At 32.4% G+C, this 22993-nt stretch carries 28 protein-coding genes and 1 tRNA gene; 24 read left to right on the top strand and 5 right to left on the bottom strand.

The features are described from left to right. Nucleotides 1-120: 120 nt before the first annotated feature. The 5 genes from BUR17_RS18385 to BUR17_RS18365 all read left to right on the top strand — a co-directional run bounded on the left by BUR17_RS18385 (nt 121) and on the right by BUR17_RS18365 (nt 4140). Nucleotides 121-885 carry a DUF4241 domain-containing protein gene (locus BUR17_RS18385; RefSeq protein ID WP_074231963.1) on the top strand — a complete coding sequence of 255 codons (765 nt, stop codon included), beginning with the start codon at nt 121-123 and terminating at the stop codon, nt 883-885. Then, the gene (locus BUR17_RS18380) at nt 885-1574 is read left to right on the top strand and encodes an SMUG2 DNA glycosylase family protein (protein ID WP_074231962.1); all 690 of its coding nucleotides are present in this window, start codon (nt 885-887) and stop codon (nt 1572-1574) included. Before BUR17_RS18385 ends, BUR17_RS18380 begins: the two co-directional genes overlap by 1 nt. 158 nt (nt 1575-1732) lie before the next feature. After that, nucleotides 1733-2197 carry an IS200/IS605 family transposase gene (tnpA, locus tag BUR17_RS18375; RefSeq protein ID WP_074231961.1) on the top strand — a complete coding sequence of 155 codons (465 nt, stop codon included), beginning with the start codon at nt 1733-1735 and terminating at the stop codon, nt 2195-2197. Nucleotides 2198-2305: 108 nt separating this feature from the next. Next, nucleotides 2306-3073, top strand: coding sequence for a methyltransferase domain-containing protein (locus tag BUR17_RS18370; RefSeq protein WP_074231960.1), 768 nt, complete (start codon nt 2306-2308; stop codon nt 3071-3073). Nucleotides 3074-3375: 302 nt separating this feature from the next. After that, nucleotides 3376-4140 carry an enoyl-CoA hydratase/isomerase family protein gene (locus tag BUR17_RS18365; RefSeq protein WP_074231959.1) on the top strand — a complete coding sequence of 255 codons (765 nt, stop codon included), beginning with the start codon at nt 3376-3378 and terminating at the stop codon, nt 4138-4140. Nucleotides 4141-4167: 27 nt separating this feature from the next. Here BUR17_RS18365 and BUR17_RS18360 read toward each other — a convergent pair whose 3' ends face one another. Together BUR17_RS18360 and BUR17_RS18355 are read right to left on the bottom strand one after the other, a co-directional pair. Then, nucleotides 4168-4710, bottom strand: a complete 543-nt coding sequence (locus BUR17_RS18360; RefSeq protein WP_074231958.1) for a GNAT family N-acetyltransferase — start codon at nt 4708-4710, stop codon at nt 4168-4170. Between the two features lie 111 nt (nt 4711-4821). After that, on the bottom strand, nt 4822-6423 hold the full coding sequence (locus tag BUR17_RS18355) for a class I SAM-dependent methyltransferase (protein WP_074232159.1): 1602 nt from the start codon (nt 6421-6423) through the stop codon (nt 4822-4824). A gap of 102 nt (nt 6424-6525) precedes the next feature. On the opposite strand from BUR17_RS18355, the gene BUR17_RS18350 reads away from it, so the two are divergent. The 10 genes from BUR17_RS18350 (at nt 6526) to BUR17_RS18305 (ending at nt 12437) form a co-directional block, all read left to right on the top strand. After that, nucleotides 6526-7143: a hypothetical protein gene (locus BUR17_RS18350; RefSeq protein ID WP_074232158.1), complete on the top strand. Its 618-nt coding sequence runs from the start codon at nt 6526-6528 to the stop codon at nt 7141-7143. A gap of 74 nt (nt 7144-7217) precedes the next feature. Next, nucleotides 7218-7595: a four helix bundle protein gene (locus tag BUR17_RS18345; protein WP_185116697.1), complete on the top strand. Its 378-nt coding sequence runs from the start codon at nt 7218-7220 to the stop codon at nt 7593-7595. Nucleotides 7596-7646: 51 nt separating this feature from the next. Next, a complete protein-coding gene (locus tag BUR17_RS18340; RefSeq protein ID WP_066675991.1) occupies nt 7647-7937 on the top strand; it encodes a winged helix-turn-helix domain-containing protein in 291 nt (96 codons plus the stop codon). Nucleotides 7938-8009: 72 nt separating this feature from the next. Beyond that, nucleotides 8010-8297: a hypothetical protein gene (locus BUR17_RS18335; protein ID WP_074231957.1), complete on the top strand. Its 288-nt coding sequence runs from the start codon at nt 8010-8012 to the stop codon at nt 8295-8297. An 18-nt stretch (nt 8298-8315) separates the two neighbouring features. Next, nucleotides 8316-8516 carry a hypothetical protein gene (locus tag BUR17_RS21200; protein ID WP_317043320.1) on the top strand — a complete coding sequence of 67 codons (201 nt, stop codon included), beginning with the start codon at nt 8316-8318 and terminating at the stop codon, nt 8514-8516. Between the two features lie 6 nt (nt 8517-8522). Next, nucleotides 8523-9164 carry a metallophosphoesterase gene (locus BUR17_RS18330; protein WP_317043319.1) on the top strand — a complete coding sequence of 214 codons (642 nt, stop codon included), beginning with the start codon at nt 8523-8525 and terminating at the stop codon, nt 9162-9164. Between the two features lie 283 nt (nt 9165-9447). Next, nucleotides 9448-9933 carry a Coq4 family protein gene (locus tag BUR17_RS18320; RefSeq protein WP_074231955.1) on the top strand — a complete coding sequence of 162 codons (486 nt, stop codon included), beginning with the start codon at nt 9448-9450 and terminating at the stop codon, nt 9931-9933. Between the two features lie 40 nt (nt 9934-9973). Next, entirely contained in the window at nt 9974-11347 is a 1374-nt protein-coding gene (locus BUR17_RS18315) for a DUF4153 domain-containing protein (RefSeq protein WP_074231954.1), read from the top strand. Nucleotides 11348-11353: 6 nt separating this feature from the next. Then, a complete protein-coding gene (locus tag BUR17_RS18310; protein ID WP_074231953.1) occupies nt 11354-11878 on the top strand; it encodes a hypothetical protein in 525 nt (174 codons plus the stop codon). 43 nt (nt 11879-11921) lie between these two features. Further along, a complete protein-coding gene (locus BUR17_RS18305) occupies nt 11922-12437 on the top strand; it encodes a hypothetical protein (RefSeq protein ID WP_074231952.1) in 516 nt (171 codons plus the stop codon). Nucleotides 12438-12507: 70 nt separating this feature from the next. On the opposite strand, the gene BUR17_RS18300 is transcribed toward BUR17_RS18305, so the two are convergent. From BUR17_RS18300 to BUR17_RS18290, 3 genes are all read right to left on the bottom strand, one after another. Further along, the gene (locus tag BUR17_RS18300) at nt 12508-13353 is read right to left on the bottom strand and encodes a hypothetical protein (protein ID WP_143747621.1); all 846 of its coding nucleotides are present in this window, start codon (nt 13351-13353) and stop codon (nt 12508-12510) included. Nucleotides 13354-13562: 209 nt separating this feature from the next. Then, complete coding sequence (dtd, locus tag BUR17_RS18295) at nt 13563-14012, bottom strand: D-aminoacyl-tRNA deacylase (protein ID WP_074231950.1); 450 nt, start codon at nt 14010-14012, stop codon at nt 13563-13565. Continuing rightward, nucleotides 14012-14470, bottom strand: a complete 459-nt coding sequence (locus BUR17_RS18290) for a hypothetical protein (RefSeq protein ID WP_074232156.1) — start codon at nt 14468-14470, stop codon at nt 14012-14014. The genes dtd and BUR17_RS18290 overlap by 1 nt, the downstream gene beginning before the upstream one ends. Before the next feature lie 109 nt (nt 14471-14579). On the opposite strand from BUR17_RS18290, the gene greA reads away from it, so the two are divergent. From greA to BUR17_RS18245, 9 genes are all read left to right on the top strand, one after another. Continuing rightward, nucleotides 14580-15050, top strand: coding sequence for a transcription elongation factor GreA (gene greA, locus BUR17_RS18285; protein WP_074231949.1), 471 nt, complete (start codon nt 14580-14582; stop codon nt 15048-15050). Between the two features lie 20 nt (nt 15051-15070). Beyond that, nucleotides 15071-15460 (top strand): HIT family protein, encoded by a 390-nt coding sequence (locus BUR17_RS18280; protein ID WP_074231948.1) that lies wholly within the window; start codon nt 15071-15073, stop codon nt 15458-15460. Nucleotides 15461-15526: 66 nt separating this feature from the next. Then, on the top strand, nt 15527-16714 hold the full coding sequence (gene clpX, locus BUR17_RS18275) for an ATP-dependent Clp protease ATP-binding subunit ClpX (protein ID WP_074231947.1): 1188 nt from the start codon (nt 15527-15529) through the stop codon (nt 16712-16714). A 72-nt stretch (nt 16715-16786) separates the two neighbouring features. Next, complete coding sequence (locus BUR17_RS18270) at nt 16787-18814, top strand: T9SS type A sorting domain-containing protein (RefSeq protein ID WP_074231946.1); 2028 nt, start codon at nt 16787-16789, stop codon at nt 18812-18814. Between the two features lie 10 nt (nt 18815-18824). After that, the gene (locus BUR17_RS18265) at nt 18825-19058 is read left to right on the top strand and encodes a hypothetical protein (RefSeq protein WP_074231945.1); all 234 of its coding nucleotides are present in this window, start codon (nt 18825-18827) and stop codon (nt 19056-19058) included. A 61-nt stretch (nt 19059-19119) separates the two neighbouring features. Further along, entirely contained in the window at nt 19120-20403 is a 1284-nt protein-coding gene (locus tag BUR17_RS18260) for a peroxiredoxin family protein (RefSeq protein ID WP_074231944.1), read from the top strand. Nucleotides 20404-20447: 44 nt separating this feature from the next. Then, nucleotides 20448-20521: transfer RNA gene (locus BUR17_RS18255), tRNA-Met, on the top strand. Nucleotides 20522-20814: 293 nt separating this feature from the next. Then, complete coding sequence (locus BUR17_RS18250) at nt 20815-22371, top strand: hypothetical protein (protein WP_143747620.1); 1557 nt, start codon at nt 20815-20817, stop codon at nt 22369-22371. 145 nt (nt 22372-22516) lie between these two features. Next, nucleotides 22517-22894: a hypothetical protein gene (locus BUR17_RS18245; protein WP_074231942.1), complete on the top strand. Its 378-nt coding sequence runs from the start codon at nt 22517-22519 to the stop codon at nt 22892-22894. The last annotated feature ends 99 nt before the right edge of the window (nt 22895-22993 follow it).

The raw sequence follows: 22993 nt of genomic DNA, 5'->3' as shown, positions 1-22993 counted from the left end.
TGTAGCAATTTTTGTTACACTGTTTTTTTATAATCTTTTGTTAAAACACATTCCAGATTTCATGCCTTAATTTTTATTCATTATTTTCAAACTTAAAATCAATTCAAAAAATATTTTATCATGGAAGAAAACTGGATGCAGAAATATGCAGAAGCAAAACATATTCTTACTTGTCCTACAGATTTAGAATCTTACTTCACGTTAGACGAAATTGCAGGTGAAAAAATGGAAGTTATGGAAATAGGAAATGTTTCGTTGCCTTCCGGAAAAGTTGTGGTGAGAGATCCTTTGGTTTTTCTTAATTCAAAACAAAAACCGTATTTTATTGAAACTCCAAAAGGAAATTTTCCAGTAACGATTGCTGTTGTAAAATCTGAAGATTGGGGTGATAGATACGCTGCAGTAAAGGTGAAATTTACTAATGAAAAACCAGTTATTTATCAGGAAGCTTTAATTGGAAATGAAAATTTGGATGGAGTAAAAGAAGATGACTTTTTCGGTTTTCATGTTGATGCAGGATTAGGTAGTATTGCAGATGCAGAAGCGCTTCCTGAATTTGATAAATTTATTGCTGATTTGAATGTGGATAATATTTATGATGATTATTTTGCAAAACTGTTTGCTCAGAGCTATAAAGAAAATCCAAACAATCAAAGAGATGCAGGAGATTGGATTAACTGGACAATTCCAAATACAAATTATCACATTCCTATGTTTGCAAGCGGTTTTGGTGACGGATCTTATCCTGTATATTTTGCTTACGATGTAAATGGAGAAATCTGTGGCTTATACATTCAGTTCATTGATATCGAATTGGCTTTAAGTGATGATGACGATGAGGAAGGCGAAGATGATCAGCCACAAAATTTTGTTTTTCTGAACTAATGAATGCAACTTTTGCTGATAAAGTCATCGAGTTTAATAGAAATTTACAATATTCCGGAAAGTTACCGAACGATTTTCAGGTTTTGAATCCGTATTTAGATAACCCTGAAACAATGGTTGTTATGGAAAAGTTTTATCATAAATATTACAACGATTCAAATCAAAGAAAATTTTTAATTGGAATTAACCCGAGTCGTCATGGAGCAGGAGTTACCGGAGTTCCGTTCACCGATACAAAACGATTGGAAAATGTCTGCGGAATTAAAATGGAATCTGCTTATACGCATGAAATTTCTTCAGTTTTTATTTATGATATGATTGCTGCTTATGGAGGAGCAGATGAATTTTACAAAGATATTTATATCAATTCTCCATTTCCGTTGGCGATTGTAAGAAAATCAAAAGGAAACTGGATTAATGCGAATTATTACGACGATAAAGAGCTTTTCAATGATGTAAAAGATTTTATGATTGATTCTTTGAAAAAACACATCAGTTTAAATCTTGATATTTCCGAAGTTTTTATTTTAGGGAAAAAGAATGCCGATTTTATTTCAAAACTAAATCAGGAAGCTCATCTGTTTGAAAAAATGACCGTTTTAGAACATCCGAGATATATTCAGCAGTACAAATCCAAAGAAAAAGATTTGTATATTGATAAGTATATTTTAGCTTTAAAGAACAAATAAATTATTGATTTAAAATCCTAAGAATTTTCTTTGAAGCGAGCGTCGTTCTTTAGGGATTCTATTGCAGAAGAGGCATTCCGTAGGAATGCAATCTGTGTAGAAAACAAAGTGGTTAGCAACGTGGCGTTCCGTAGGAACGCTATCTAAAAAAGTGAAAAATGCCAAACACATACACACAAGTTTATATTCAACTTGTCTTTGCCACAAAAGGTAGAGACAATAAAATTATAAATTCTGTTCGTGATGAAATTGAAAAATATATTTGTGGTATTTTCAATAATAAAGGGCAAAAAGTTTTGGCTATTTATGCGAATCCGGATCATGTTCACATCTTTTTTAGTTATAAAAATTTACAAATTACTATCTCAGATCTGGTGAAAACCGTCAAAACAGAATCAACAAATTTTATCAATGAAAAAAAGCTATGTCTAAATCACTTTGGGTGGCAACAAGGTTATGGTGCATTTTCTTACGCAAAAAGTCAGAAAGAGCAAGTTGTAAATTATATTTTAAACCAAGAATTACATCATAAAAAGAAAACTTTTAAAGAAGAGTATATAGAATTTTTAAATGCTTTTGAAATTGAATTTCAGGAACAATATTTGTTTGAATTTTACGATTAGAAATTAGAGATAGCGTTCCTACGGAACGCGCCCTCATCACACCATCCACTTCTACACAGATAGGATTCCTACGGAATCCGCCCTTACAACCAAATAAAAATAAAAAATATGCCCTGGAATCCTGAAGTTTACAATCAATTTAAAAATATCCGTTATCAACCTTTTTTCGATTTGATGAATTTAATTTCGTCTGATAATCTCAAGAAAGCAATCGATATTGGTTGCGGAACAGGTGAACAAACTCATATACTTTCAGAAAAATTTGAAGATGCTGAATTTTTAGGAATTGATTCTTCTGCGGAAATGCTTCAGAAATCTTTAGAATTTAAAAATGAAAATTTAAGTTTTAAGCAAACAGTGGTTGAAGAATTATACGATTCAGAAGAAAAATGGGATTTGATTTTTAGCAATGCTGCTTTGCAATGGTCCGATGATCACAAAAAATTATTTTCCAAGCTGCTTTCTTTATTAAGTGAGAACGGGCAATTTGCTGTTCAAATGCCGATTCAATCAGAGAATATACTTAATCAAATTTTGTTTCAGCTTGCTTCGGAAGAACCTTACAAGACACAACTTCAACATTGGAACAGGGTTTCTCCGGTTTTAAGTTTGGATGAATATGCTAAAATGATGTTTGATGCCGGATTGAAAGATTTAAATATTTTTATAAAAGTATATCCAATTATTGCTGATAATGCAGAACAACTATTCCAGTTTATTTCGGGTTCAGCGTTGATTCCGTATTTGGAAAGATTGAATGAAGAGAATAAAGAAAAATTTATCATCGAGTATAAAAAGCGTATTGCTGAAAAATTTGAAACATTTCCTGCAATTTACGCATTTAAAAGAATGCTGCTTTACGGAAAAAATAAATGAAGCTTTTTCTGAAAAAATTAATTCCCCGAATAACGGGGAATTTCATTTATGCCTAGAATCGTTTGTTGAAAGCTTATAGCATAATAAAAGCTTTCATGGGAATTAGTTTGATAACTTTTTTATCTATCACAAAATAACGGATTTCGGTTAGAGCAAAATAGAGTATAAATACGGTATTTAAAAATCGGTATTTTTACTGATGGAGTTTTAATTTAAATATTTTTAGAACTAAAAATTAGAACATTAGTTTTCTCAAAAGTCCTTTATTTAGTACTTTTGTATAAATCGAATATAGACTAAAAATGAGTGATTTTGTAACATCAGAAATTAAAAATAATATTGCCGAAATTACTTTCGGAACAGCAAAAAGTAATGCTCTTCCTGGAGCAATTCTCGAAAAATTAGCGGAAACAATTTTAGAAGAAGGGGCTAAAAAAGAAGTAAAAGCAATTCTTGTAAAAAGTGAGGGTGAAAAAGCATTCTGCGCTGGTGCAAGTTTTGATGAGCTTTTGGCAATTGAAGAACTGGAAGCATCTACCAAATTTTTCGGAGGTTTTGCCAAAGTTTTAAATGCAATGAGAAATTGCGGAAAAATTGTAGTGGTAAGAGTTCAGGGGAAAACTACCGGTGGTGGAGTAGGATTGGCTTGTGGTGCAGATTACTGTTTTGCAACCAAAGATTCTGCTTTAGCTTTAACTGAAATTAATTTGGGAATCGGACCTTTCGTAATCGGGCCTTACGTAGAAAGAAAAATCGGAAAATCTCAGTTTTCGGCTATGGCAATTGATGCAGATTTCAGATCGGCAGATTGGGCAGAGCAACATAATATTTATCACTCAGTTTCTGAAAACATTGCTGAGATGGATTCTAAATTAGATAAATTCTTAAACACTTTGGCTACAAGAAGCGAAGACGCTTTAGCTTTAATTAAAAAAGTTTCTTGGGAAGGAACAGAGCATTTTAATGAATTAATGCCTGCAAGAATTCATATGAGTGCAAGTTTAATTCTCGAAGATTCTGCTAAGAAAAATATTGAGGCAATTAAAGAACGATTAAGAGCAAAATAAAAAAAGAGCGTTGAAATTTTTCAACGCTTATTTTTTGTATTCAGATTGTAATAAAGAATATAATACTGAATCTTCAAATATTCCATCCACCAGATAATGACCACGAAGGTTTCCCTCTCTGGTAAAACCAAAATGCTCTAAAAGTTTTTTTGAAGGGGTATTGTTTTCATCGATCAAAGCTTCAATTCTGTTGAGTTGCATTTCTTTAAAGCCAAACTCAAGCACTTTTTCAACAGCTTCTTTCATAAAACCTTTGTTTTTAAATTCATCAGCATTTAATGCATAACCAATTTCAGCACGATGATGTTGAGGATTCCAGGTATGAAAACCACAATTCCCAATAATTACTGAGCTTTGCTTTTCTACAATCTGAAAGTTCAACATTTTTCGATTGTAAGATTGATAACCTTGTTGATGGATTTTTTTCTGTCGGTCAAAATCTTCATCTGTTGTGATACCTAGTATTTTCTTGATTTCGTCATCATTATTCAATTCAAAAATTTGATTCATTGTTTCAGAGTCCAGTTTTTGAATTAGGAGACGTTCTGTTTCTATCGTTTCAAATGTCATTTTTTTTCGTTTAAATAATTATTTTCTCGCAGATTGTGCAAATTTAGCAGATATAAAACAGTAAAATGAAATCTGCTTAATCAAAAAAATCTGCGTGAGATGTATTGAAATTTAGCTTTTCAATAAATTAATTGAAACCGTTGCCAACTCAGAATTAGGGAACTTTCTGAATAGTTCTTTATCAATCTGCAATCCTGTTTCTATGCAAATCTTTTTAAAAACATCAACTTCCAAAATATATTGGTCAGAAAAACCATGCGTCGCTTCATACGCTGTTGCTGGAGTTTTACCTAAATTTTCGCTTGTCAGTTTAGAATCTAAAGCGTGAAGCTCAATAATTAAAAGTCCATTTTTTCTGATGTAGGGAAGCCATAGTTCCAAATGTTCTTTCAGGCTTTCTTCCACCAAATTATTTGGAAGTCTTTTTCCTCGGTAGGCAAATGCTCCTGTTGAAGTGCTGATTCTTGTAGGATTTTTGTTTTCCGGAGTTTTCCAAACTCTATTGTGATCTAAAAATGTTCTGATATTCAGTAAATCTGAAAGATCAATTTCATAATTTTCTTTTAAATCATCGGCTAATTGTTTCGGATTTCCAATGTCACCCCAAATTACTTTTGCCCAAATATCGTTGTTGATGAGATTGGCTCTTGTTACTTTCAAAGCAGCTTGATTGTAATCTGCACCTACCAAAAACAAAGGATGTTCTTCGAGCATTTTCCCACGAATTGTATATCTTTCTATGGTTTCGAATATATGTTGAATAAAAGCACCATTTCCGCAACCCATATCTAAAACACCTTTCGGCTGAAGATGGATAGGCTGATTGAAAATTTGAATAATAAAATCATTCGCCACCTTAAAATAATTGGAATGTGAACCACCACTTCCCCAAACATTCATTGCACGGTCAACGTGAATTTCGTCTTCGCCATCTGAAATTTCTCTTATTTTTGAAGCATCACCAAATAAAAGATCATTCATTTTATTGAGCAACGGAAGGTAAGAAACCGTAACTCCGTATGACGGAGCTCTTTTGGCAAAATAAATTCCGGTTTCGGTAAATTTATAATTGTCGCCAGTCTTTTTAAACCAGCCCAAATAAGCCAAGAAGTCTAGTATCACTTCAAAATTTTCCGAATTTTTATGAAACTCTGCCGCCTGAAATGAAGTCTCCATAAAGTATTTATGAAACATTCCTGTCATTCCGAGATATACGATGACAGGACCGATGATACAGCCTTCAATATGTTTTAAAATCTGTTTCTGAATTTCTTTTTCTTCATTATCATCAGAAAGCTGAATTCCAAAATGATCTTTCACAGAATCGCTCAATCGTGTAAATTCTTCAATAAATGAATTTTCGTTGATCTGATTTTTAATATCCGTAGAATGTTTTAAAAAAGAAATTACTTTAAGGTAAAGCAAACTGTATTTTTGCAGAAACTGAGTTTTGTTATTAGCAGAAAATAGGATTCGATCAGTCTCGTTATCTACCTCATAATCTAAAAAGCCTTGCGATGCCAAAGCCCGAATCGCAACATTCAAATACCCTTCGTTGGCTTTCAACTCTTCAGAAAGTTTGTTCAAAGACATTTTTTGTCGCTCGATAACCAAAGCAATGATTTCTTTTTTCATCAATGAAGCTACGATAGGTGCTGTAACGACACCATCCAAATGTCTGAATATTTCTGAGCGCAAAGTTTCTTTATCCATACAATACTTTTTTTTAAAGTTAAGAATTTGAACAAAATATTTCAATAAAAGTTTTGTTATTTGAAAATTAAACATAACTTTGTAATTCAAAGTTCTTTTTATATGGAATCAAAAAACTATCACGAAGACTTATCGCACATTCGTTCTATGATGGAACGATCTTCAAGGTTTATTTCATTAAGTGGATTATCCGGAGTTGTTGCTGGTTTAGCGGCAATACTTGGTGCTGCTTATGTTTATTATGTTTTTGAAAGGGAAGGGCTCAATTATTTTGATGGTGACAGAATCACTTTCAGTAAAAGTATGATCAATGAATTGGTCATTACCGGAACTGTGATTTTGGTGGTTGCCGTCTTAAGTGGATATTTTTTTACAGCCAGTAAAAGTAAAAAGAAAGGTTTGAAAATCTGGGATGCAACAACTAAAAGACTTTTGTTTACCTTTGCAATCCCTTTAGTGACGGGTGGATTTGTTTGTTTGGGCTTGTTGTACCATCATCTTTTTTCATTGGTTGCTCCCGCTACTTTGATTTTTTACGGATTGGCGTTGGTAAATGCAGAACGATATACTTTAACAGATATAAAATATTTAGGATATTGTCAGATTGGTTTAGGACTTATTTCTTTGTTTTTTTTAGGATGGGGATTAGTAGCATGGACATTTGGTTTTGGGGTTTTGCATATTGTGTATGGCTTGATTATGCATAAGAAGTATAAATAGTTAGTTAGTTAGTTAGTTAGTTAGTTAGTTAGTTAGTTAGTTAGTTAGTTAGTTAGTTAGTTAGTTAGTAGATTATGGGAAACATTATTTCATTTAGGGATTTGATTGTTTGGCAAAAGTCACATGAATTTGTTTTGGAGATTTATAGAATAAGTTCAGCATTTCCAAAAGAGGAAACTTATGCTTTGACAAGCCAATTAAGACGAGCGGCTGTTTCAATTCCAGCTAATATTGCAGAAGGATTTACTAAGAAAACCTTACCAAATAAACTAAATTATATTTCTCATTCTGAAGGATCATTACAAGAGGTAAAGTATTATTTAATCTTAGCAAAAGACCTTAATTATATAAATAACATAACATTTGAAAGCGCTATTAATTCATGTGAAGAAATTGGAAAGTTATTGAATGGATACATCAAAACTATAAGAAATTATCACCAAAATAAATAAAACTAAATAACTAAATAACTAAATAACTGTTTAACTAAGATACTATAAGCTATGATTAACATCAGTCAACTCAACAAAGAATTCGAAAGCCGTGTAAGATTGGGCATTATGTCCGTTCTTATGGTTAACGATTGGGTTGATTTTTCTGAAATGAAAAACCTTCTTGAAATTACAGACGGAAATATGGCAAGTCACAGCAATGCATTAGAAAAAGCCAATTATATTGAGGTGAAAAAAGAATTTGTAGGTAAAAAACCTAAAACTTCATACCGTGTAACGCAATCAGGAAGAATTGCATTTACCGAACATCTTGATGCATTAGAAAAATTAATAGGCAGATAAAGTCTATATTTTTTTGAAAATATACTTTGAAATACAAAGTACTTTATATAAATAAAAATTAAAAATAGTATGATGACACAAAAACAAAAAACAACAATGATTTATTCTGTACCCGCTCTAATAATGGGTGTTGCGGTACTTGGAAATCTATTTTCTAAAGAATTCAGTTGGTCTTCCTCCGATTTTCTTATTGCAGGAATACTTTTATTTGGTACAGCTCTTATCATCGATTTGATTCGTAGGATTGTAAAAAACAGAACCTATAAAATTCTCTTATGCGTTGTGGTTTTGTTTGTCCTGATTCTTACCTGGGTAGAGCTTGCAGTGGGACTTTTCGGGACACCTTTTGCCGGAAGTTAATTTTGATTTTTTGAAATAATGACTAGGAAAAAATTTCTAAAAAGACTTTTACAGCTTTCAGCAGTTGGAGCTTTACCTTTTCTCTATTCTTGGCAGATTGAACCGTTTTGGGTAGAATTTGTAGAACGGAAACTTCCCATTAAAAATTTACCTGAAGAATTAGAAGGAAAAATTTTGATGCAGATTTCGGATCTACACGTTGGAAACAGATTCGACTAGAATTTTTTGATTGAATCTTTCGAAAAAGCGCAAGATTTCAATCCTGATTTTGTGGTGTACACCGGAGATTATGTGAATCATGGTACGGAAGAAGATCATAAAAATTTAGAAAAAGTAATGGCAAAAGCGGTTTATGGAAAACTGGGGACTTTCGGAATTCTTGGAAATCACGATTACGGAAAAAACTGGAAAGATTTGGGTTCTTCAGAAGAGATTTATCGAATTTTAGAAAACAATGGGGTTACCATGCTTAAAAATGAGCAAACAGAATCTCATGGTTTAAATATTATCGGTTTTGATGATTTGTGGTCGCCCAATTTTGATCCGATGAAAGTGATGAAAGATTATAATCCTGAAAAAGCAAATCTTGTACTTTGTCATAATCCCGATGTTTGCGACAAAGATGTCTGGAACGGTTATCAAGGCTGGATTTTAAGTGGTCATACTCACGGTGGACAATGTAGAATTCCGGGAGTGATTACGCCAATTCTTCCGGTGGAAAACAGAAAATATGTTTCCGGAGAAATTGATTTAAAAGACGGAAGAATGTTGTACATCAACCGGGCTTTAGGACATTCTTATCAGGTAAGATTTATGGTGCGTCCGGAAATAACGGTTTTTAAGCTTGAACGTGATGAAGAAGTTTAAACTAAATAATGTAGCATTAATTTATTTCGGCATTAGTTGGTTGATCGGAATTATAATTATTTTATTGAAAGTGTTTGAAACACAGGATGAGCTTGCATATATCTTATTGTTTTTATCCGCATTCAATTTAATTATAAATCTCTTTTCGATATTGTTTCTCTTTGTTTTCTATTATGTATTTCCAGAAAATAGAATAGAATTTAAAAATTCGGCAGTTATGTTATTTTTCAATTTCCCAATTTTATTTCTTGTCTACATACTTTTAATAATAACATAAATAACTATGAAAAAATTACGTGTACAATTCCTCCTTTTCGTTTACGACAAAACACAAAAACTCTACAGAAAATATTTCAAAAAGAAAAAAAGACAATGGCAGTTTAATGAAAAACAATTGCTGGAATTTCATAAAGATTCTTTAGGCAGAAAACTCGGTGAATTTTATAAAAAGCATGGTTTTACAATGATTCCTAAAATGGAAAACCACGACGTACATCATTTATTAACAGGTTGCGGAACCAATTTCGAAGACGAAATCGCCATGCAGTTTTTGCTTCTTGGAAACGGAAAGCTCAATGCTCATCTTTTGGCAGCAGTTGTTTTAGGAAGCATTATCCTTCCGGAATATCATAAAATGTATCGCAATGCTTACCAAAAAGGAAGAAGTATGAGAGCATTTCACCACATCGATTTTGAATCTTTATTGTGGCAGAATTTTGAAAATATTCAGGATTTTTTCAAGCAAAAAGAAACTCCTGTTTTCTATTAACCTTAGACTCAACCTCAACCTTAACCTTAATCTTAAACTCATGAAAACACATCACTATATATTTCTTAGCACCATTGCATTTATTGTTTTGTTTTATAACGAAAATGTAGGTCTTAATCTTGGTATTTTAGGCGTTTTGTACTCAGTTTTAACGCTTATTAAAACCCCGGAAAGAAACCGCAGCAAAACTTTCTTTCTGCTTTTTGCGACAGGAATTTCGTCGAGCATTGCTTTTGCATGGTTTGCAGATTTTAGCTCGTTTCTGGCATTAATCGTTTCACTTTTGCTGCTTTCTTTCCGGTCAAAAAACAAACGTCTGAAAATCTTGTTGCTGATTCCTGTTTTTATAGTCAATTGCTTTACATTTATATGCCGAATTTTCAGTTTTGACGATTGGCTTCCGAAAAGAAATATGTCTGGAATTTGGCAAAAAACGTTGGCTTTTGTAGGAATTCCTCTAATTTTGATTTCAGTTTTTTTTGGAGTCTATTCCATGGGAAGTGATCATTTTGCCAGGCTTTTTACTGATTTTCAACTTGAAATTAATGTTTGGCAATTGTTCTGTATTTCTGTTTTAGGATTTTTTATTGCCTTTAATTATTGGAATTATTATGTAGAAAAAATGATTTATAAACAAAACCATATTCTAGATAATGATTTTCAGGATAAGCATAAAATTCAGAAGCCCACTTATTCTTTTCTAGACCTGAACACCGAAAGAATGAGCGGTGTGATTTCTTTCATTTCATTAAATATTTTGCTGCTGTTTTTTATAATTACATTTAATTATGAGCAGTTTTACGAAACCGTAAAAACACCGAGCCAGCTTTCTGAAGAAACGCACGAAAGAGTAGGCGCGGTAATCGTGTCTATTGTAATGGCAATTTTGGTGATTATGTTTTATTTTAAGTCAAATTTCAACTTTGATCCGAAGGCTGGTTTAATGAAAAATTTAGTAAAAATCTGGATTGTTTTGAATGCAGTTCTGGTAATTTCGGCAATATTAAAAAATACAGAATATATTGTTAATTTAGGCTTTACTTACAAGCGATTGGGCGTTTACGCTTTCCTAATATTATCTTTGATAGGATTGACGTTGACTTTTGTGAAAGTTCAGACTCAAAAAACAAACGCATTTCTTTTCAACTCGATGAGCTGGTGTTTTTATGGAATGGTTTTAGTATGCAGTTTTATCAATTGGGGCGGAATCATAACTTCTCAAAATATGAAACGTTCCGATTTTGTGGTCGATTATCATATCAACTCAATAAATTTTAATGAAAAATATCTTTTAAAATATGCTGAGGAGAAAAAAGATGTTGACCTTAAAAAAAAGGTTTTAGAAAAAATTAAGTTAGGTATTTCGCGAACGTTTTTATCTAAAATCCTTTATTATGAAACCATTCAAAAATAAATTGTTATGAAAAATTCAGTTTTATTAGCAGGTCTTTTATTGATTGTATCATGTAAAAAAGCAGTTCCTTCACAGGAAAATAAAGCAGATTCGGTGATTGTTTCAGAGCAGTCTTCAAATGCTTTACAAGTAGATTCTACTAATGCGAAAGTAAATAATGACACCTTACAATCAGTAAATACAAAATCGGAAGAAAATGTAAGCAAGCAAAATGGCGAAACCGTAAAATTGGTTGATGGCGAAAAACTTCCAAGTACTTTAGAATGTGAATTTACAGATAAAATTCAAAAAGTAGTTGTGAGAATTGCAAACTACAAGAAAGATCAACTGAAAGCGAACATTATTCCTGAAAATAATAATATGAATATTCGTTTTAATCAAATTAAAACACCCGACGGAAAATACGACGGACCTTTTGGAAGAGAAATTTCTTATAAAATTTCAGGTAAAGGTGAAGTTTGGCTTATCATCGGGAAAAATCTAATGGCAGAAGGTGATAATGTCGGTCGTTTTTCTGTAAGAATAGAATAAATTGGTATAGTTTATGCAAATGTAATTTTCAAATTTTAATATTATGAAAAATATATTTTCATTAGCAATAGTATCATCCATCGCTTTGACGAGTTGTGGTGCGGTACAGTCGATTGTACAAAATACATTTCCGTATACAACCAATGTTTTGGTATCTACAGGAGTTCCTGCAGATAAAGAAGTTTCTTCTACTGCCACTGCATCCAATGTGCAGACTTGGGTGGGCGGAAACAACAATGCGCAGATTAAAGATGTAAGAATTTCAGATGCTAAAATTTCTGTAGCTTCACCAAGTGGCGGCAATCTAAGCGCTTTGAAATCTATAAAAATCTATATCTCCTCAAACGGAACAGGGGAAAAATTAGTTGCTTCAAGATCGGCTATTGACACCAATTCATCAAGTTTAAATTTAGATTTAAATAATGATACAGGTTTTCTTGATTCTGTAGTAAAAAGTTCAGGCTTAACAGTAAGAACGGTTTACGAACTTAAAAATCAGACAAGCTCTGATATGAATCTGAAAGTTGCATTAAACTTTAGCAGCGTTCCGGTAAGATAAACGTTTTTACCATAAACATCAAAAGCTTTCTTAGATTGTAAGAAAGCTTTTGTCATATAAAGAATTTGTGTTACCTGATTTTGTAAATTGAAATATCTGCTTCGGAAGCATTTGCAAGATCCAAAGTGGCGATACCTTGTCTGCTAATTCCAAACTGTATTTTATCTCCTGCAGTAAGGCTATAAATGTGATTAATTGTTGTTTGAGTTATACTGACTGTTAGAACAGCAAGAACACTTACTCCTCCAAATCCTTTAGAGTCTAAAGTTGTTGCAGTACTAGAGCCGACAGGTGTTCTGTTAATAATAATTCCTGAATTGGTAAGTAGAGAAACACTTGCACCCGTTCCTTCTTTATAGCTGAAATTAATTTGGTATAAACCTGTTGATGGAACTGTGTATACTCCATTACTCATACTTGTTGATGGAACTTGTATGGTAGTAGTTCCTCCTGAACTTCCACCAATATTCAGATTTAGAATTCCACCCCCAACTCCTAGTCCTAAAAGACTTAAGGTACTTGTGAATTTTGCGGAAAATGCTCCGTCACCTGTAGTACCGCTACTTGCTGTAGTTGGTAATTTAAACCATAGACCTGGGTTTCCACTTGAATTATTAATAACGGCATCGTAAATAAATAAACCATCACTTGTAACACCATTCGTTTTGGGGCCTGTAGTTGTTGCTGGACTTGTTACATAAACAATCGCTCCATTTTGAGCTGCGGTGTAAGCTGCTTCTTTTAGTCTGAGGGAATCTCCGGAAATTCTTGGCGGAATAATTCCGTCTGGAAAAGTGAGCTCGGTTCTCTTTTGAACATGCAATGTCGACTTGGGATTATTTGTATTAATACCCACTTGTGCATTTATATTGTAACCCATTATAAAAAGGACTACAAGTAGATAGCAGTTTTTCATAGTTATTTAGTTTTGGTTACATAAAGGTAAATAAAAAAAATACTATGAATTCAAAAAAAAATAAGTTTTAATGTTAATTTTTAAACAATCCGTATTTATACGGGTGTTTTTATGGGTTTATCTACGGTTTTATTGCGAATTTTATAGACCTCCTCTATTGGATCATGTGAATCCATTAGTAAGAGACGATTATATACGGCTAAAAATCGTTATTGTTTTGTAAGACTGTCCATTACAATCGTTACAGGACCATCGTTCGTTAACGAAACTTTCATATCTGCTCCGAAAATTCCACTTTCAATTCGTAAATCTGATTTGGAAAGTTCTTCCTTAAAATACTCGAAAAGAGGAATGGCTTTATCAGGTTTTGCTGCTTTTATAAATGATGGGCGATTCCCTTTTTTGTAATCAGCAATTAAAGTAAATTGACTGATGCACAAAATCTCTCCATTAATATCTTTAATAGATAAATTGAGTTTGTCGTTTTCGTCACCAAAAATTCTAAGGTTTAATATTTTCTGTACAAGCCAGTCAGCATCTGTCTTTTCATCGTTTTCGTCTATCCCGATCAAAAGCATAAAGCCGGTGTTTATTTTTCCAACAACATTTCCGTCTACTTTTACAGAGGCTTCAGAAACTCTTTGTATTACTGCTTTCATTAATTATATAAACTTAAATTTTTTGTTGCGGCGTCATAGTTCCAAAAATAAGTTTTAGGAGGAAGATTGGCTACAGCAGTTGGCTGTCCGGTTATTAGAATCCATGTTGCATTATCTTTTGGGCAAAAAATACTGGTGCCGTTTTTTATTTCTAAAGTAGTGTTGGTATCAGGACAAAGATGAGGTGCATTTCTATCATAAACTTTAAACGTAGCCGGATTGTCGACGGTTCTCACAACAATTAATCCTCTTGTTCCAGATTGCTGTTCGTCGATGTAAATTGGCTGTCCCACAAAATTAAGATTGTTATAAGCAGCAAGGTTCAGATTTAAGTTTACATTGATTGTAGAATTAGGAAAACAACTTACGGTATCTTCACGGTTGCTGCAAGAATTTATATTTAAAAAACTGAATATCAGAAAGGTGAGAATTGTAAGGGTTGAAAAAGTTTTTTTCATTTGAATATAAATTTTTATATATTTGTAAAACAATAACGATTAATAAACAAAAACATTGTCCGGCAAATGTCGGATAATTTTTTTTATACTAAAACTAAAATAAAATATTATGGCAAGCTATGTAACCAAGGAAGGTTTAGATAAAATGAAAGCCGAGCTTGAACAATTGGAAAAAATTGAGAGACCAAAAATCACTCAACAGATTGCAGAAGCAAGAGATAAAGGCGACTTGTCTGAAAATGCAGAATATGATGCAGCCAAAGAGGCACAAGGAATGTTGGAAATGAGAATTTCTAAACTGAAAGATGTTGTGACTACTTCTAAAATAATTGATGAAACTCAATTGGATACTTCTAAAGTGTCAATTCTTACAACAATAAAACTTTTGAATAACGATACGAAAAAAGAGCAGGTTTTCACTTTGGTTCCCGATAATGAAAGTGACTTGAAGTCTGGAAAGATTTCTGTAAACACACCTATTGCAAAAGGTTTACTAGGTAAAGTAGTGGGCGAAACTGCAGAGATTGTTCTTCCAAACGGTAATAAATTGTCTTTTCAGGTTTTAGACATAACTTTGTAAACTGAATTTAAATTTTAAATATGAGTTCAATTTTCACAAAAATCATCAACGGAGAAATTTCTGCCTATAAAATTGCAGAAGATGAAAACTTCGTAGCATTCTTAGATGCAATGCCTTTGGTAAAAGGTCACACTTTGGTTATTCCTAAAAAAGAAGTAGATCTTATTTTTGATATGGAAAGCGAAGAGTACAAAAATCTTTGGGCTTTTGCACAAACAGTTGCCAAAAAAGTGAAAAATGCAATCCCTTGTATAAGAGTGGGTGTTGCAGTTGTGGGGCTAGAAGTTCCTCATGCTCATATTCATTTGATTCCATTGAATAAAATGGAGGATATGAATTTCAGAAACGAAAGACTGAAACTTTCTGCGGAAGAATATTCCGAAATTCAAAATTCAATAATTAATTCTTAACAATAATAGAAGGTCGTAAAAAAGAAATTTTTTACGATTTTCTTTAATAATATACTTTATATAGAGATGAATTCAAACCAATGTTCTTTCTGTGGTAAGAAAAGAAATGAAGTACAAATGCTGATTTCTGGGCAGAATGGTTTTATTTGTGAAAACTGCATTGAGCAGGCGCATTCAATTGTAAAAGATACGGTTTCACCAGCGGGATTTTCACCGGCTGAGTCTATTGACGAACTTAAAAAGCCAAAAGAAATTAAAGAATTTCTAAATCAATACGTGATCGGACAAGATCAGGCAAAAAAACAACTTTCAATTGCAGTATATAATCATTATAAAAGATTGCTGCATGCAAAAGACGAAAACAGAGAAGTAGAGCTTGAGAAATCAAACATCATCATGATTGGTGAAACAGGAACAGGAAAAACACTTTTGGCAAAAACTATTGCTAAAGAGCTGAATGTTCCTTTTTGTATTGTAGATGCAACGATTTTAACCGAAGCAGGGTATGTAGGTGAAGATGTTGAAAGTATTCTTTCAAGACTTTTGATGGTTGCAGACTACGATGTAGAAAAAGCAGAAAAAGGAATTGTTTTTATTGATGAAATTGATAAAATAGCCAGAAAATCTGATAATCCGAGTATAACAAGAGATGTTTCTGGGGAAGGAGTACAGCAAGGTTTATTAAAGCTTCTTGAAGGAAGTATTGTGAATGTTCCGCCACAAGGAGGAAGAAAACATCCTGATCAAAAATATATTCAGGTAAATACTCAAAATATATTATTTATCGCAGGTGGTGCTTTTGATGGAATTAAAGAAATCATTGAAAGAAGAATGAATAAGCAGGCGATTGGTTTTAGTGCTGAGAAGATCAATAAAGTAGAAGAAGATGAATATGTTTTAACAAATATTAATGCAATCGATCTTCGTTCATTCGGATTAATTCCTGAACTTTTAGGAAGATTTCCAATTATTACTTACCTCGAAAAGTTAACTAAAGAGACGATGATAAGAATCATGAAAGAACCAAAAAATTCTATTATCAACCAATTTGTGGAACTTTTTAAGATGGACGGAACGAAATTAGTATTCACGGACGAAGCTATAGAAATGATTGTTGACGAAACTATGGAGAAGGGTTTGGGCGCTAGAGGCTTACGTGGAACTACAGAAAAAGTCCTAGAAGACTATATGTTTACGGTGGGAGAGCATGATGAAATTGTACTCACAAAAGATAATATTTTGATTATTAAGTGATTTTAATTTTTTTTTAGAAAAAAATTATATCTTTGTACTAAATATAGTACTAACACAAAAACTATAGATACAATGAAAAAAAATTTATTAACACTCGGTGTTTTATCGATTGGTTTGTCTGTTCAGGCGCAGACAGTTCTACTACATGTAGACAATACGGCTAAAATGTATGTGAGTAACGGAACCCTCGTGTATAACGGTGGAGGAGTACAGACCAGAGGTGATGGCAACATTGACCTTCATGGGAATATGATGATTGTAGGTGGAAATGGTACTGATGTTTTTAGGACAATTGATACAAATGTAACTCCTGGACCTAGAACGGATGGTGCAAATATTATTTTACGATTAAATGATCCCTCAACAGCAGGTTATGTAAATTCCACATATGGTCAATTGTATATAAGCAATATATCCCAAGACAGAATTACTGCTATTGTAGACAAAGAATATAAGGACGCTAATCAAGGCAGTTTTCAGCAAATGGCATTGCCTTTTTCTAATAAGACAGTTCTATCTTTTTCTCAAAATTTATTGAAAGGTTCTAACTTCACGAATAACAGGACTACAACAGCTTTAGCGTATTGGGATAATACCAATACTGTTATGAGAGTGGTAAATCCTTCTACATCAACAGATCCGGGGAATTCAACAGCGTTATATGGGCCTACAACATATTTTGCAGTGGGAACTACTGGATGGGTTCCTAATCCAGCAGGTTCGGCAGTGCTTACTTTAAAAGGGATACCATATTCTGATACTTCTACTTCTACAAATGCTGTAAGTTTAACAAACGGAGGTAAACCTGGTGGTAATTCATTAAATTATGGTTCTTCAGGGCAATATATAAATGTTTTTGGTGAAAGATATAATACATATTTAAATGATCCATTTGATACAAGATGGACAGATACTTATGGTAAAGAGCTTTATCAATACGGAAATCCTTACTTAACCAATCTAGATTTAAGCAGAATTGGAACTGAGCTTTTGGAAACAGGAACTGTAAAAGACGGTAATGTTCTGCCAGTTCAAGGAGTAAGATATTCTCAGACTGGAATAAGTTATTCTTCAACAACGGGTACTAGTACACAACTTGAGAATACAGTGACTTTTAGTAATACTTCTTCAGGATCTGTAGCTTCGGCTGGAGATGTAGATAAGTTGATAATAAAACCAATGGGTACTGTATATATAAAGTTGAATCCTGCTTTTGAAACAGCTAATCCGGGTTTATATTCAAGAACTTTAAATTTTAATACTCTAAGACGATTTGCATCTACCGCAAGAACAGCAAGCACTTCTTACTCTGTGACTGCGGCAAAAAACAATCCTTCATCAACTGTTAAACAGTTAGGCGTTATTGCTTTGGATAATCAAGATAAAGAAATTTATAGAACTTATTATGTTGTTCATGATGGTGCTACAACCGGCTATAGTTCGGCTGCCACTTTACAGGCTAATTTAGGGTATAATAGTAATAATACACCTGCAAGCGGTGCTATTTATACGAATGAAGAGTATATTACAGGAGGTGAAGATCCTACTTATGCCTCTCAATATAATTTGTATATTAATGAAGCTAATGAGGTAAACTTTTTACATAAAAAAATACCATTAAAACTTAATTCGAGTACGATAAGTAAATTAAAATTTGAGATTAGAGAGAATGCAGCATTAATTCCGACAAACCAATCTGCATTAAGCGCAGGTGAAAGCTTTTGGATAAAAATTAATGGAAACAATGTAATGCTGTCTCAGGATCAGGTTATAAATGCAGGATCAGTATCTGTCGCAGGTCTATATTATGGAGAGCCAGAACCTGAAACTGTTTTAGGAACTTCAGATTTGACGAAAAAGAGTAGTACAATTGTGACCTATGAAAAATCTTCAAACAATTTTGTAGTTATATTTGATAAATCCTGGAAAAATGCTGATATTATCATTTACGATATGAGTGGTAAATTAATTAATTCTGAAAAAAGAGTTAATACGGCATCTAATCATACTTTAAATATTCCTAAACAGATAAATAATGGTTATTTGATTACCATTAAAGCTGATAACGGGCAAGTGTATAACACAAAAATAATGAGATAAAAACATATTTATGAAAAACAAATTAATTATACTAATAGCATTGTTTGTCTCTTACATATCTATGTTTGCTCAAAGTTCGGAACCAATAGTAGGACCCAATAATCCTCCCGACCCACAAGTTGAAGGGAATGGTTTTGGTGCTCAAGCTACTTCGCCAATAGATATGTATGTGTATGTATTAGCAATTGTTGCAATTATTGGGATTGCTTATTTTGCAAAAAAATACAAAACTCAAAAAATATAAAAATTATATTAAAATATTTGAAACTCTCTGATTAGTCGGAGAGTTTTTTTATTTTTACATTATGAAAAAGATACTTGTATTATCAGGAATGCTGTTGGCATTTTCTATTAAAGCGCAGTTTTCTGTAAATATTCAGTCGCAACCGGATTTTAATGAGCAAGAAGCTGTTTTGTATACATTAAACGGTTCTAAAGATATTATTGTTACCAAAGAAAAAAGTAAAGGAAATGTCTGGACTTTCAAATATCCAAAAAATTATTCTGGAATGATGAAAGTGTATTTTCCTAATACCAATAATTCTGTGAGTTTTATTTCTGAAAACAAAAATATTAACATTCAACTTGAGACAAAAGCAAATAAAATACAGAATGTAATTTATCAGGATGAATCGAATGAACTGATGAATGCTATTCAGGAATCTTCTCAGAAAAAAGAAATCATTCTTCCTGCATTAGTTCAGATTAAAGAATATTATAAAGATAATACAGAGTTTGGGAAAGCATTAATCAGTGAGATGGGTAAACTCTCAGGAGCAAGTAGTATCGATCAGACGAAGCATCCGTTTGTTTATTATTATAATACCAATTATAATAAATTCCTTTCCAATAACCCTGCAAAAAAAGTTACCCAGGAAGAGATTGTCAATTTTATAGACAAATCAAGCGATATGTTGGAGAGCTCGTCTCTTTTACGTCCAATTCTTGTGTCTTATCTTAATGTGGGTGGAAACACCAATGTCAATGCTTCTGTAGATACTTTGATTAATAAATTAAATGTTGAAACACCAAGAGGGCAAACTGTGCTTTCTGAGCTGATTGATATCTTTGATGTGTATGACATGAATGATTTTAAAACGAAATATCTTGCATTGGCAAAAGGTTTAAAATGTACGATTAATGACCGTTTGGCTTCAACCTTAAAATCTAATGCAGCTACAGATATTGGAGCTGTTTTTCCGGCTTATAAATTTCATTCTGCTGTAAATACCAATGCTAAGTCGATTGCCGATGTAAAAGCTGATAAAAAAGTGATTGTTTTTTGGTCTTCAACATGCTCACATTGTGAAAATGAATTGCCACAGCTTTTAACTAAATACAAAGATTTACAAGCAAAAAATATTCAGATAATCGGAATGTCGCTGGATACTGATAAAAATGCTTATACAACTAAAATTGCTGCATTTCCTTGGATCAATGATTCAGAATTGAGAGGATGGAACAGTTCTTTTGCTGAAATTTATAATATTCATGCAACACCAACGTATTTTATTTTGGATGCTAACAATAAGATTATCAGTAAGCCCAATCATGTTGGTGATGTTTTAGAATATTTTAAGCTAAAATAATTTTGGAGGTTAGTAAATATTTTCTATATTTGCACCACCAAAACGGCGAGGTAGCTCAGTTGGTTAGAGCGCAGGATTCATAACCCTGAGGTCACGGGTTCAATTCCCGTCTTCGCTACAATAAAAAACCGCAATCATTGATTGCGGTTTTTTATTTGTGCACAATCCGTAAATAATACTCGAAGGTAGTTGATAACTTCATAGCTCAGAAGATTTCCGTACTCTGTTTTTTTGAATATAAATTCTGCTTAATAGGCCAGTAAGAGAAGAAGGTATATATGATTAAATATGAAGATCATATTCTTAATTTTTTTTAACCTACAATTTGTGACTTTGATTAAAAAATATTTTATAAATTTAGATAAGAATTAGTTATTTCAGTCCCAATTGGGATTATTTTTATAATAAATGATGAAAAGAAAGTTATTTTTTGTTTTTATATTTTTTAATCTTATCAATTTTTGTGTTGCGCAAGATAGAAATCAGTATGCAGCTTTCATAGATTCTGCAAATGCAACAAAATATAAAGACGTAGAAAAGACCACCCAATTTATTCAAAAGGCAGAAAAAGTTGTTTCCGAAAAAGATTTGGAGGATTTTTACCTTAAAGCTATCCAGATTTATATTGATATCAATCATTTTGATGAGGCATTAGAATATTGTACTCAAGCTCATAATGTATTTACTGAAAAAAATGATCTTGGGAAACTGGCAAAGGTTAATAGTTTTTTCGCTTTCATTTATGCACAGCTCAATGATCCACAAAGAGCTATAAAGTACTATAAAATAACATTAGGCTTCTATCAAAAGAAAAATGATAAAGAGGGGATGATCAAAGGTTTGAATAATTTGGGAAATGCTTATTTCGCAATGTCAAAATACGATTCTTCTCAATATTATTTTCAAAAATGCGAGGTTATTTTTAAAGATTATGATAATCCTAGTTTAAAAGCGTTTGTGACGTCAAATCTTGGTAAGCTCTTCTTTAGCAAAAAACAATACACCCAATCTGAGGACTATTTGCTTGAAGCAGAAAATATTTTAGCAAAAAATAATATCAAAAGCCCAGAAGTCAATTATAGTGTAAATTATAATCTTGCAAGCTTCTATATTAATCGTCGAGATCCAGTAAAAGCACTACTTTACGCTCAAAAAACTGGTGATTTTACTCAAAAAAACTCTGTAGATTTTAGCAATATCAGATACTTGGATAATCTGTACAATGCTTATCTTCTAAATGATGATTACAAAAATGCGGCTCATACCTTTAAAAAATATGACTCTATACGAGATATGCTGAATATCGAGGAGAAAGCGGTAAATGTAGAGCGAATAAAAGCTCAGCATGAATATGAATTAAAACAAAAATTAAACAGCTTAAAGCAAGAAAAAAGAAATCTGATTTACATTGTCATATTGGTGGTTTTTCTATTAATCGTTGTTATCTGTATTTTATATACAATAAACTATAGAAATAAAACAGAAGCACTGAATCTTGAGAAAAAACTGATTGAAGCGAGAGAAAAAGAATTGGAATTTGATAATCATATGAAAGAAAAGCTCCTTGTTTACCAATCAATGGAGCAGCAAAAAGTAGATTCTATCTTTAAATCTATTCTGGAAAAGGTAAATGCTCTCAAAACAAAATATCAGCATGCAGAAGAAATTTCAGAAATTATTAATGAAATTAAAATAAGTGTAAAACCAAATACCTGGGAAGATTTTGAATATCACTTCCTGCAAATTCATGAATCTTTTTATAAAAATTTAGAACAGAGACATCCGAGTCTTACCAATTACGATAAAAGGTTGGCGGCAATGTTGAAACTTCGATTATCTACTAAAGAAATTTCAAATTTATTGAATGTTACTCCTAAAACTATAGAGAATTCACGGACAAGACTTCGGAAAAAATTAGATCTTACCAATACAAAAGAGGATTTGTCTAAATATCTTGATGATTTTTAAGTTTTTGTTTTTCAATTGTTTACGTTTTGGTGTGTGGTGTGTATGTGGACAGTTTTTAGTGTATAGGTGGTAACTATGTAATGTTTTTTAATTGTACTTTCAGAATACTTTATTCCTTTGTTCCAGACAAGAAATAATAGAGGATATGAAAAAATTAATTACATTATTATGTACAGGATTCATGATTTCTGCAGCATCTGCACAATGGAATCCTAATACAGACCAAAATTTATTTATAGCTGATTCCGGAAACGGTGCATCATTTTCTACAATAACTAATGATGGAAGAACATTTATCGGATATTGGAAGCAAGTAGCAGCTCCGGCAAATTACGAGCTATGGCTTCAGATTTTAGATGAAAATGGTAATAAGCAATTAGGAGCTAATGGTATTATGCTAAGTAATACAATTCCTATGGCAACCTATACTGTATTTGAAAAAACAGCAGTAGATTCAGCTAATAACGTTTACATAGGAGTGAGCGGAACGACATCTGGAAATCCTATTTATTTATTTATTTAAAATTAATCCGCAAGGTACTTCAGTCTGGCCAAATGGGATCAACATAGGGCAGGGTTTTCTTCCTGTAATTCGCCCATTGTCGAATGGTGATATTGTTGT

This window comes from Chryseobacterium scophthalmum, assembly GCF_900143185.1.
GTDB lineage: Bacteria > Bacteroidota > Bacteroidia > Flavobacteriales > Weeksellaceae > Chryseobacterium > Chryseobacterium scophthalmum.
Note: the sequence above shows the minus strand (reverse complement) of the source record. Positions and strands in the feature narration are given on the sequence as shown.

Bases quoted from the DNA above. Each gene is read 5' to 3' on its own strand.
- BUR17_RS18385 (WP_074231963.1), top strand. From the start codon at position 121: ATGGAAGAAAACTGGATGCAGAAATATGCAGAAGCAAAACATATTCTT.
- BUR17_RS18380 (WP_074231962.1), top strand. From the start codon at position 885: ATGAATGCAACTTTTGCTGATAAAGTCATCGAGTTTAATAGAAATTTA.
- tnpA (WP_074231961.1), top strand. From the start codon at position 1,733: ATGCCAAACACATACACACAAGTTTATATTCAACTTGTCTTTGCCACA.
- BUR17_RS18370 (WP_074231960.1), top strand. From the start codon at position 2,306: ATGCCCTGGAATCCTGAAGTTTACAATCAATTTAAAAATATCCGTTAT.
- BUR17_RS18365 (WP_074231959.1), top strand. From the start codon at position 3,376: ATGAGTGATTTTGTAACATCAGAAATTAAAAATAATATTGCCGAAATT.
- BUR17_RS18360 (WP_074231958.1), bottom strand. From the start codon at position 4,710: ATGACATTTGAAACGATAGAAACAGAACGTCTCCTAATTCAAAAACTG.
- BUR17_RS18355 (WP_074232159.1), bottom strand. From the start codon at position 6,423: ATGGATAAAGAAACTTTGCGCTCAGAAATATTCAGACATTTGGATGGT.
- BUR17_RS18350 (WP_074232158.1), top strand. From the start codon at position 6,526: ATGGAATCAAAAAACTATCACGAAGACTTATCGCACATTCGTTCTATG.
- BUR17_RS18345 (WP_185116697.1), top strand. From the start codon at position 7,218: ATGGGAAACATTATTTCATTTAGGGATTTGATTGTTTGGCAAAAGTCA.
- BUR17_RS18340 (WP_066675991.1), top strand. From the start codon at position 7,647: ATGATTAACATCAGTCAACTCAACAAAGAATTCGAAAGCCGTGTAAGA.
- BUR17_RS18335 (WP_074231957.1), top strand. From the start codon at position 8,010: ATGACACAAAAACAAAAAACAACAATGATTTATTCTGTACCCGCTCTA.
- BUR17_RS21200 (WP_317043320.1), top strand. From the start codon at position 8,316: ATGACTAGGAAAAAATTTCTAAAAAGACTTTTACAGCTTTCAGCAGTT.
- BUR17_RS18320 (WP_074231955.1), top strand. From the start codon at position 9,448: ATGAAAAAATTACGTGTACAATTCCTCCTTTTCGTTTACGACAAAACA.
- BUR17_RS18315 (WP_074231954.1), top strand. From the start codon at position 9,974: ATGAAAACACATCACTATATATTTCTTAGCACCATTGCATTTATTGTT.
- BUR17_RS18310 (WP_074231953.1), top strand. From the start codon at position 11,354: ATGAAAAATTCAGTTTTATTAGCAGGTCTTTTATTGATTGTATCATGT.
- BUR17_RS18305 (WP_074231952.1), top strand. From the start codon at position 11,922: ATGAAAAATATATTTTCATTAGCAATAGTATCATCCATCGCTTTGACG.
- BUR17_RS18300 (WP_143747621.1), bottom strand. From the start codon at position 13,353: ATGAAAAACTGCTATCTACTTGTAGTCCTTTTTATAATGGGTTACAAT.
- dtd (WP_074231950.1), bottom strand. From the start codon at position 14,012: ATGAAAGCAGTAATACAAAGAGTTTCTGAAGCCTCTGTAAAAGTAGAC.
- BUR17_RS18290 (WP_074232156.1), bottom strand. From the start codon at position 14,470: ATGAAAAAAACTTTTTCAACCCTTACAATTCTCACCTTTCTGATATTC.
- greA (WP_074231949.1), top strand. From the start codon at position 14,580: ATGGCAAGCTATGTAACCAAGGAAGGTTTAGATAAAATGAAAGCCGAG.
- BUR17_RS18280 (WP_074231948.1), top strand. From the start codon at position 15,071: ATGAGTTCAATTTTCACAAAAATCATCAACGGAGAAATTTCTGCCTAT.
- clpX (WP_074231947.1), top strand. From the start codon at position 15,527: ATGAATTCAAACCAATGTTCTTTCTGTGGTAAGAAAAGAAATGAAGTA.
- BUR17_RS18270 (WP_074231946.1), top strand. From the start codon at position 16,787: ATGAAAAAAAATTTATTAACACTCGGTGTTTTATCGATTGGTTTGTCT.
- BUR17_RS18265 (WP_074231945.1), top strand. From the start codon at position 18,825: ATGAAAAACAAATTAATTATACTAATAGCATTGTTTGTCTCTTACATA.
- BUR17_RS18260 (WP_074231944.1), top strand. From the start codon at position 19,120: ATGAAAAAGATACTTGTATTATCAGGAATGCTGTTGGCATTTTCTATT.
- BUR17_RS18250 (WP_143747620.1), top strand. From the start codon at position 20,815: ATGAAAAGAAAGTTATTTTTTGTTTTTATATTTTTTAATCTTATCAAT.
- BUR17_RS18245 (WP_074231942.1), top strand. From the start codon at position 22,517: ATGAAAAAATTAATTACATTATTATGTACAGGATTCATGATTTCTGCA.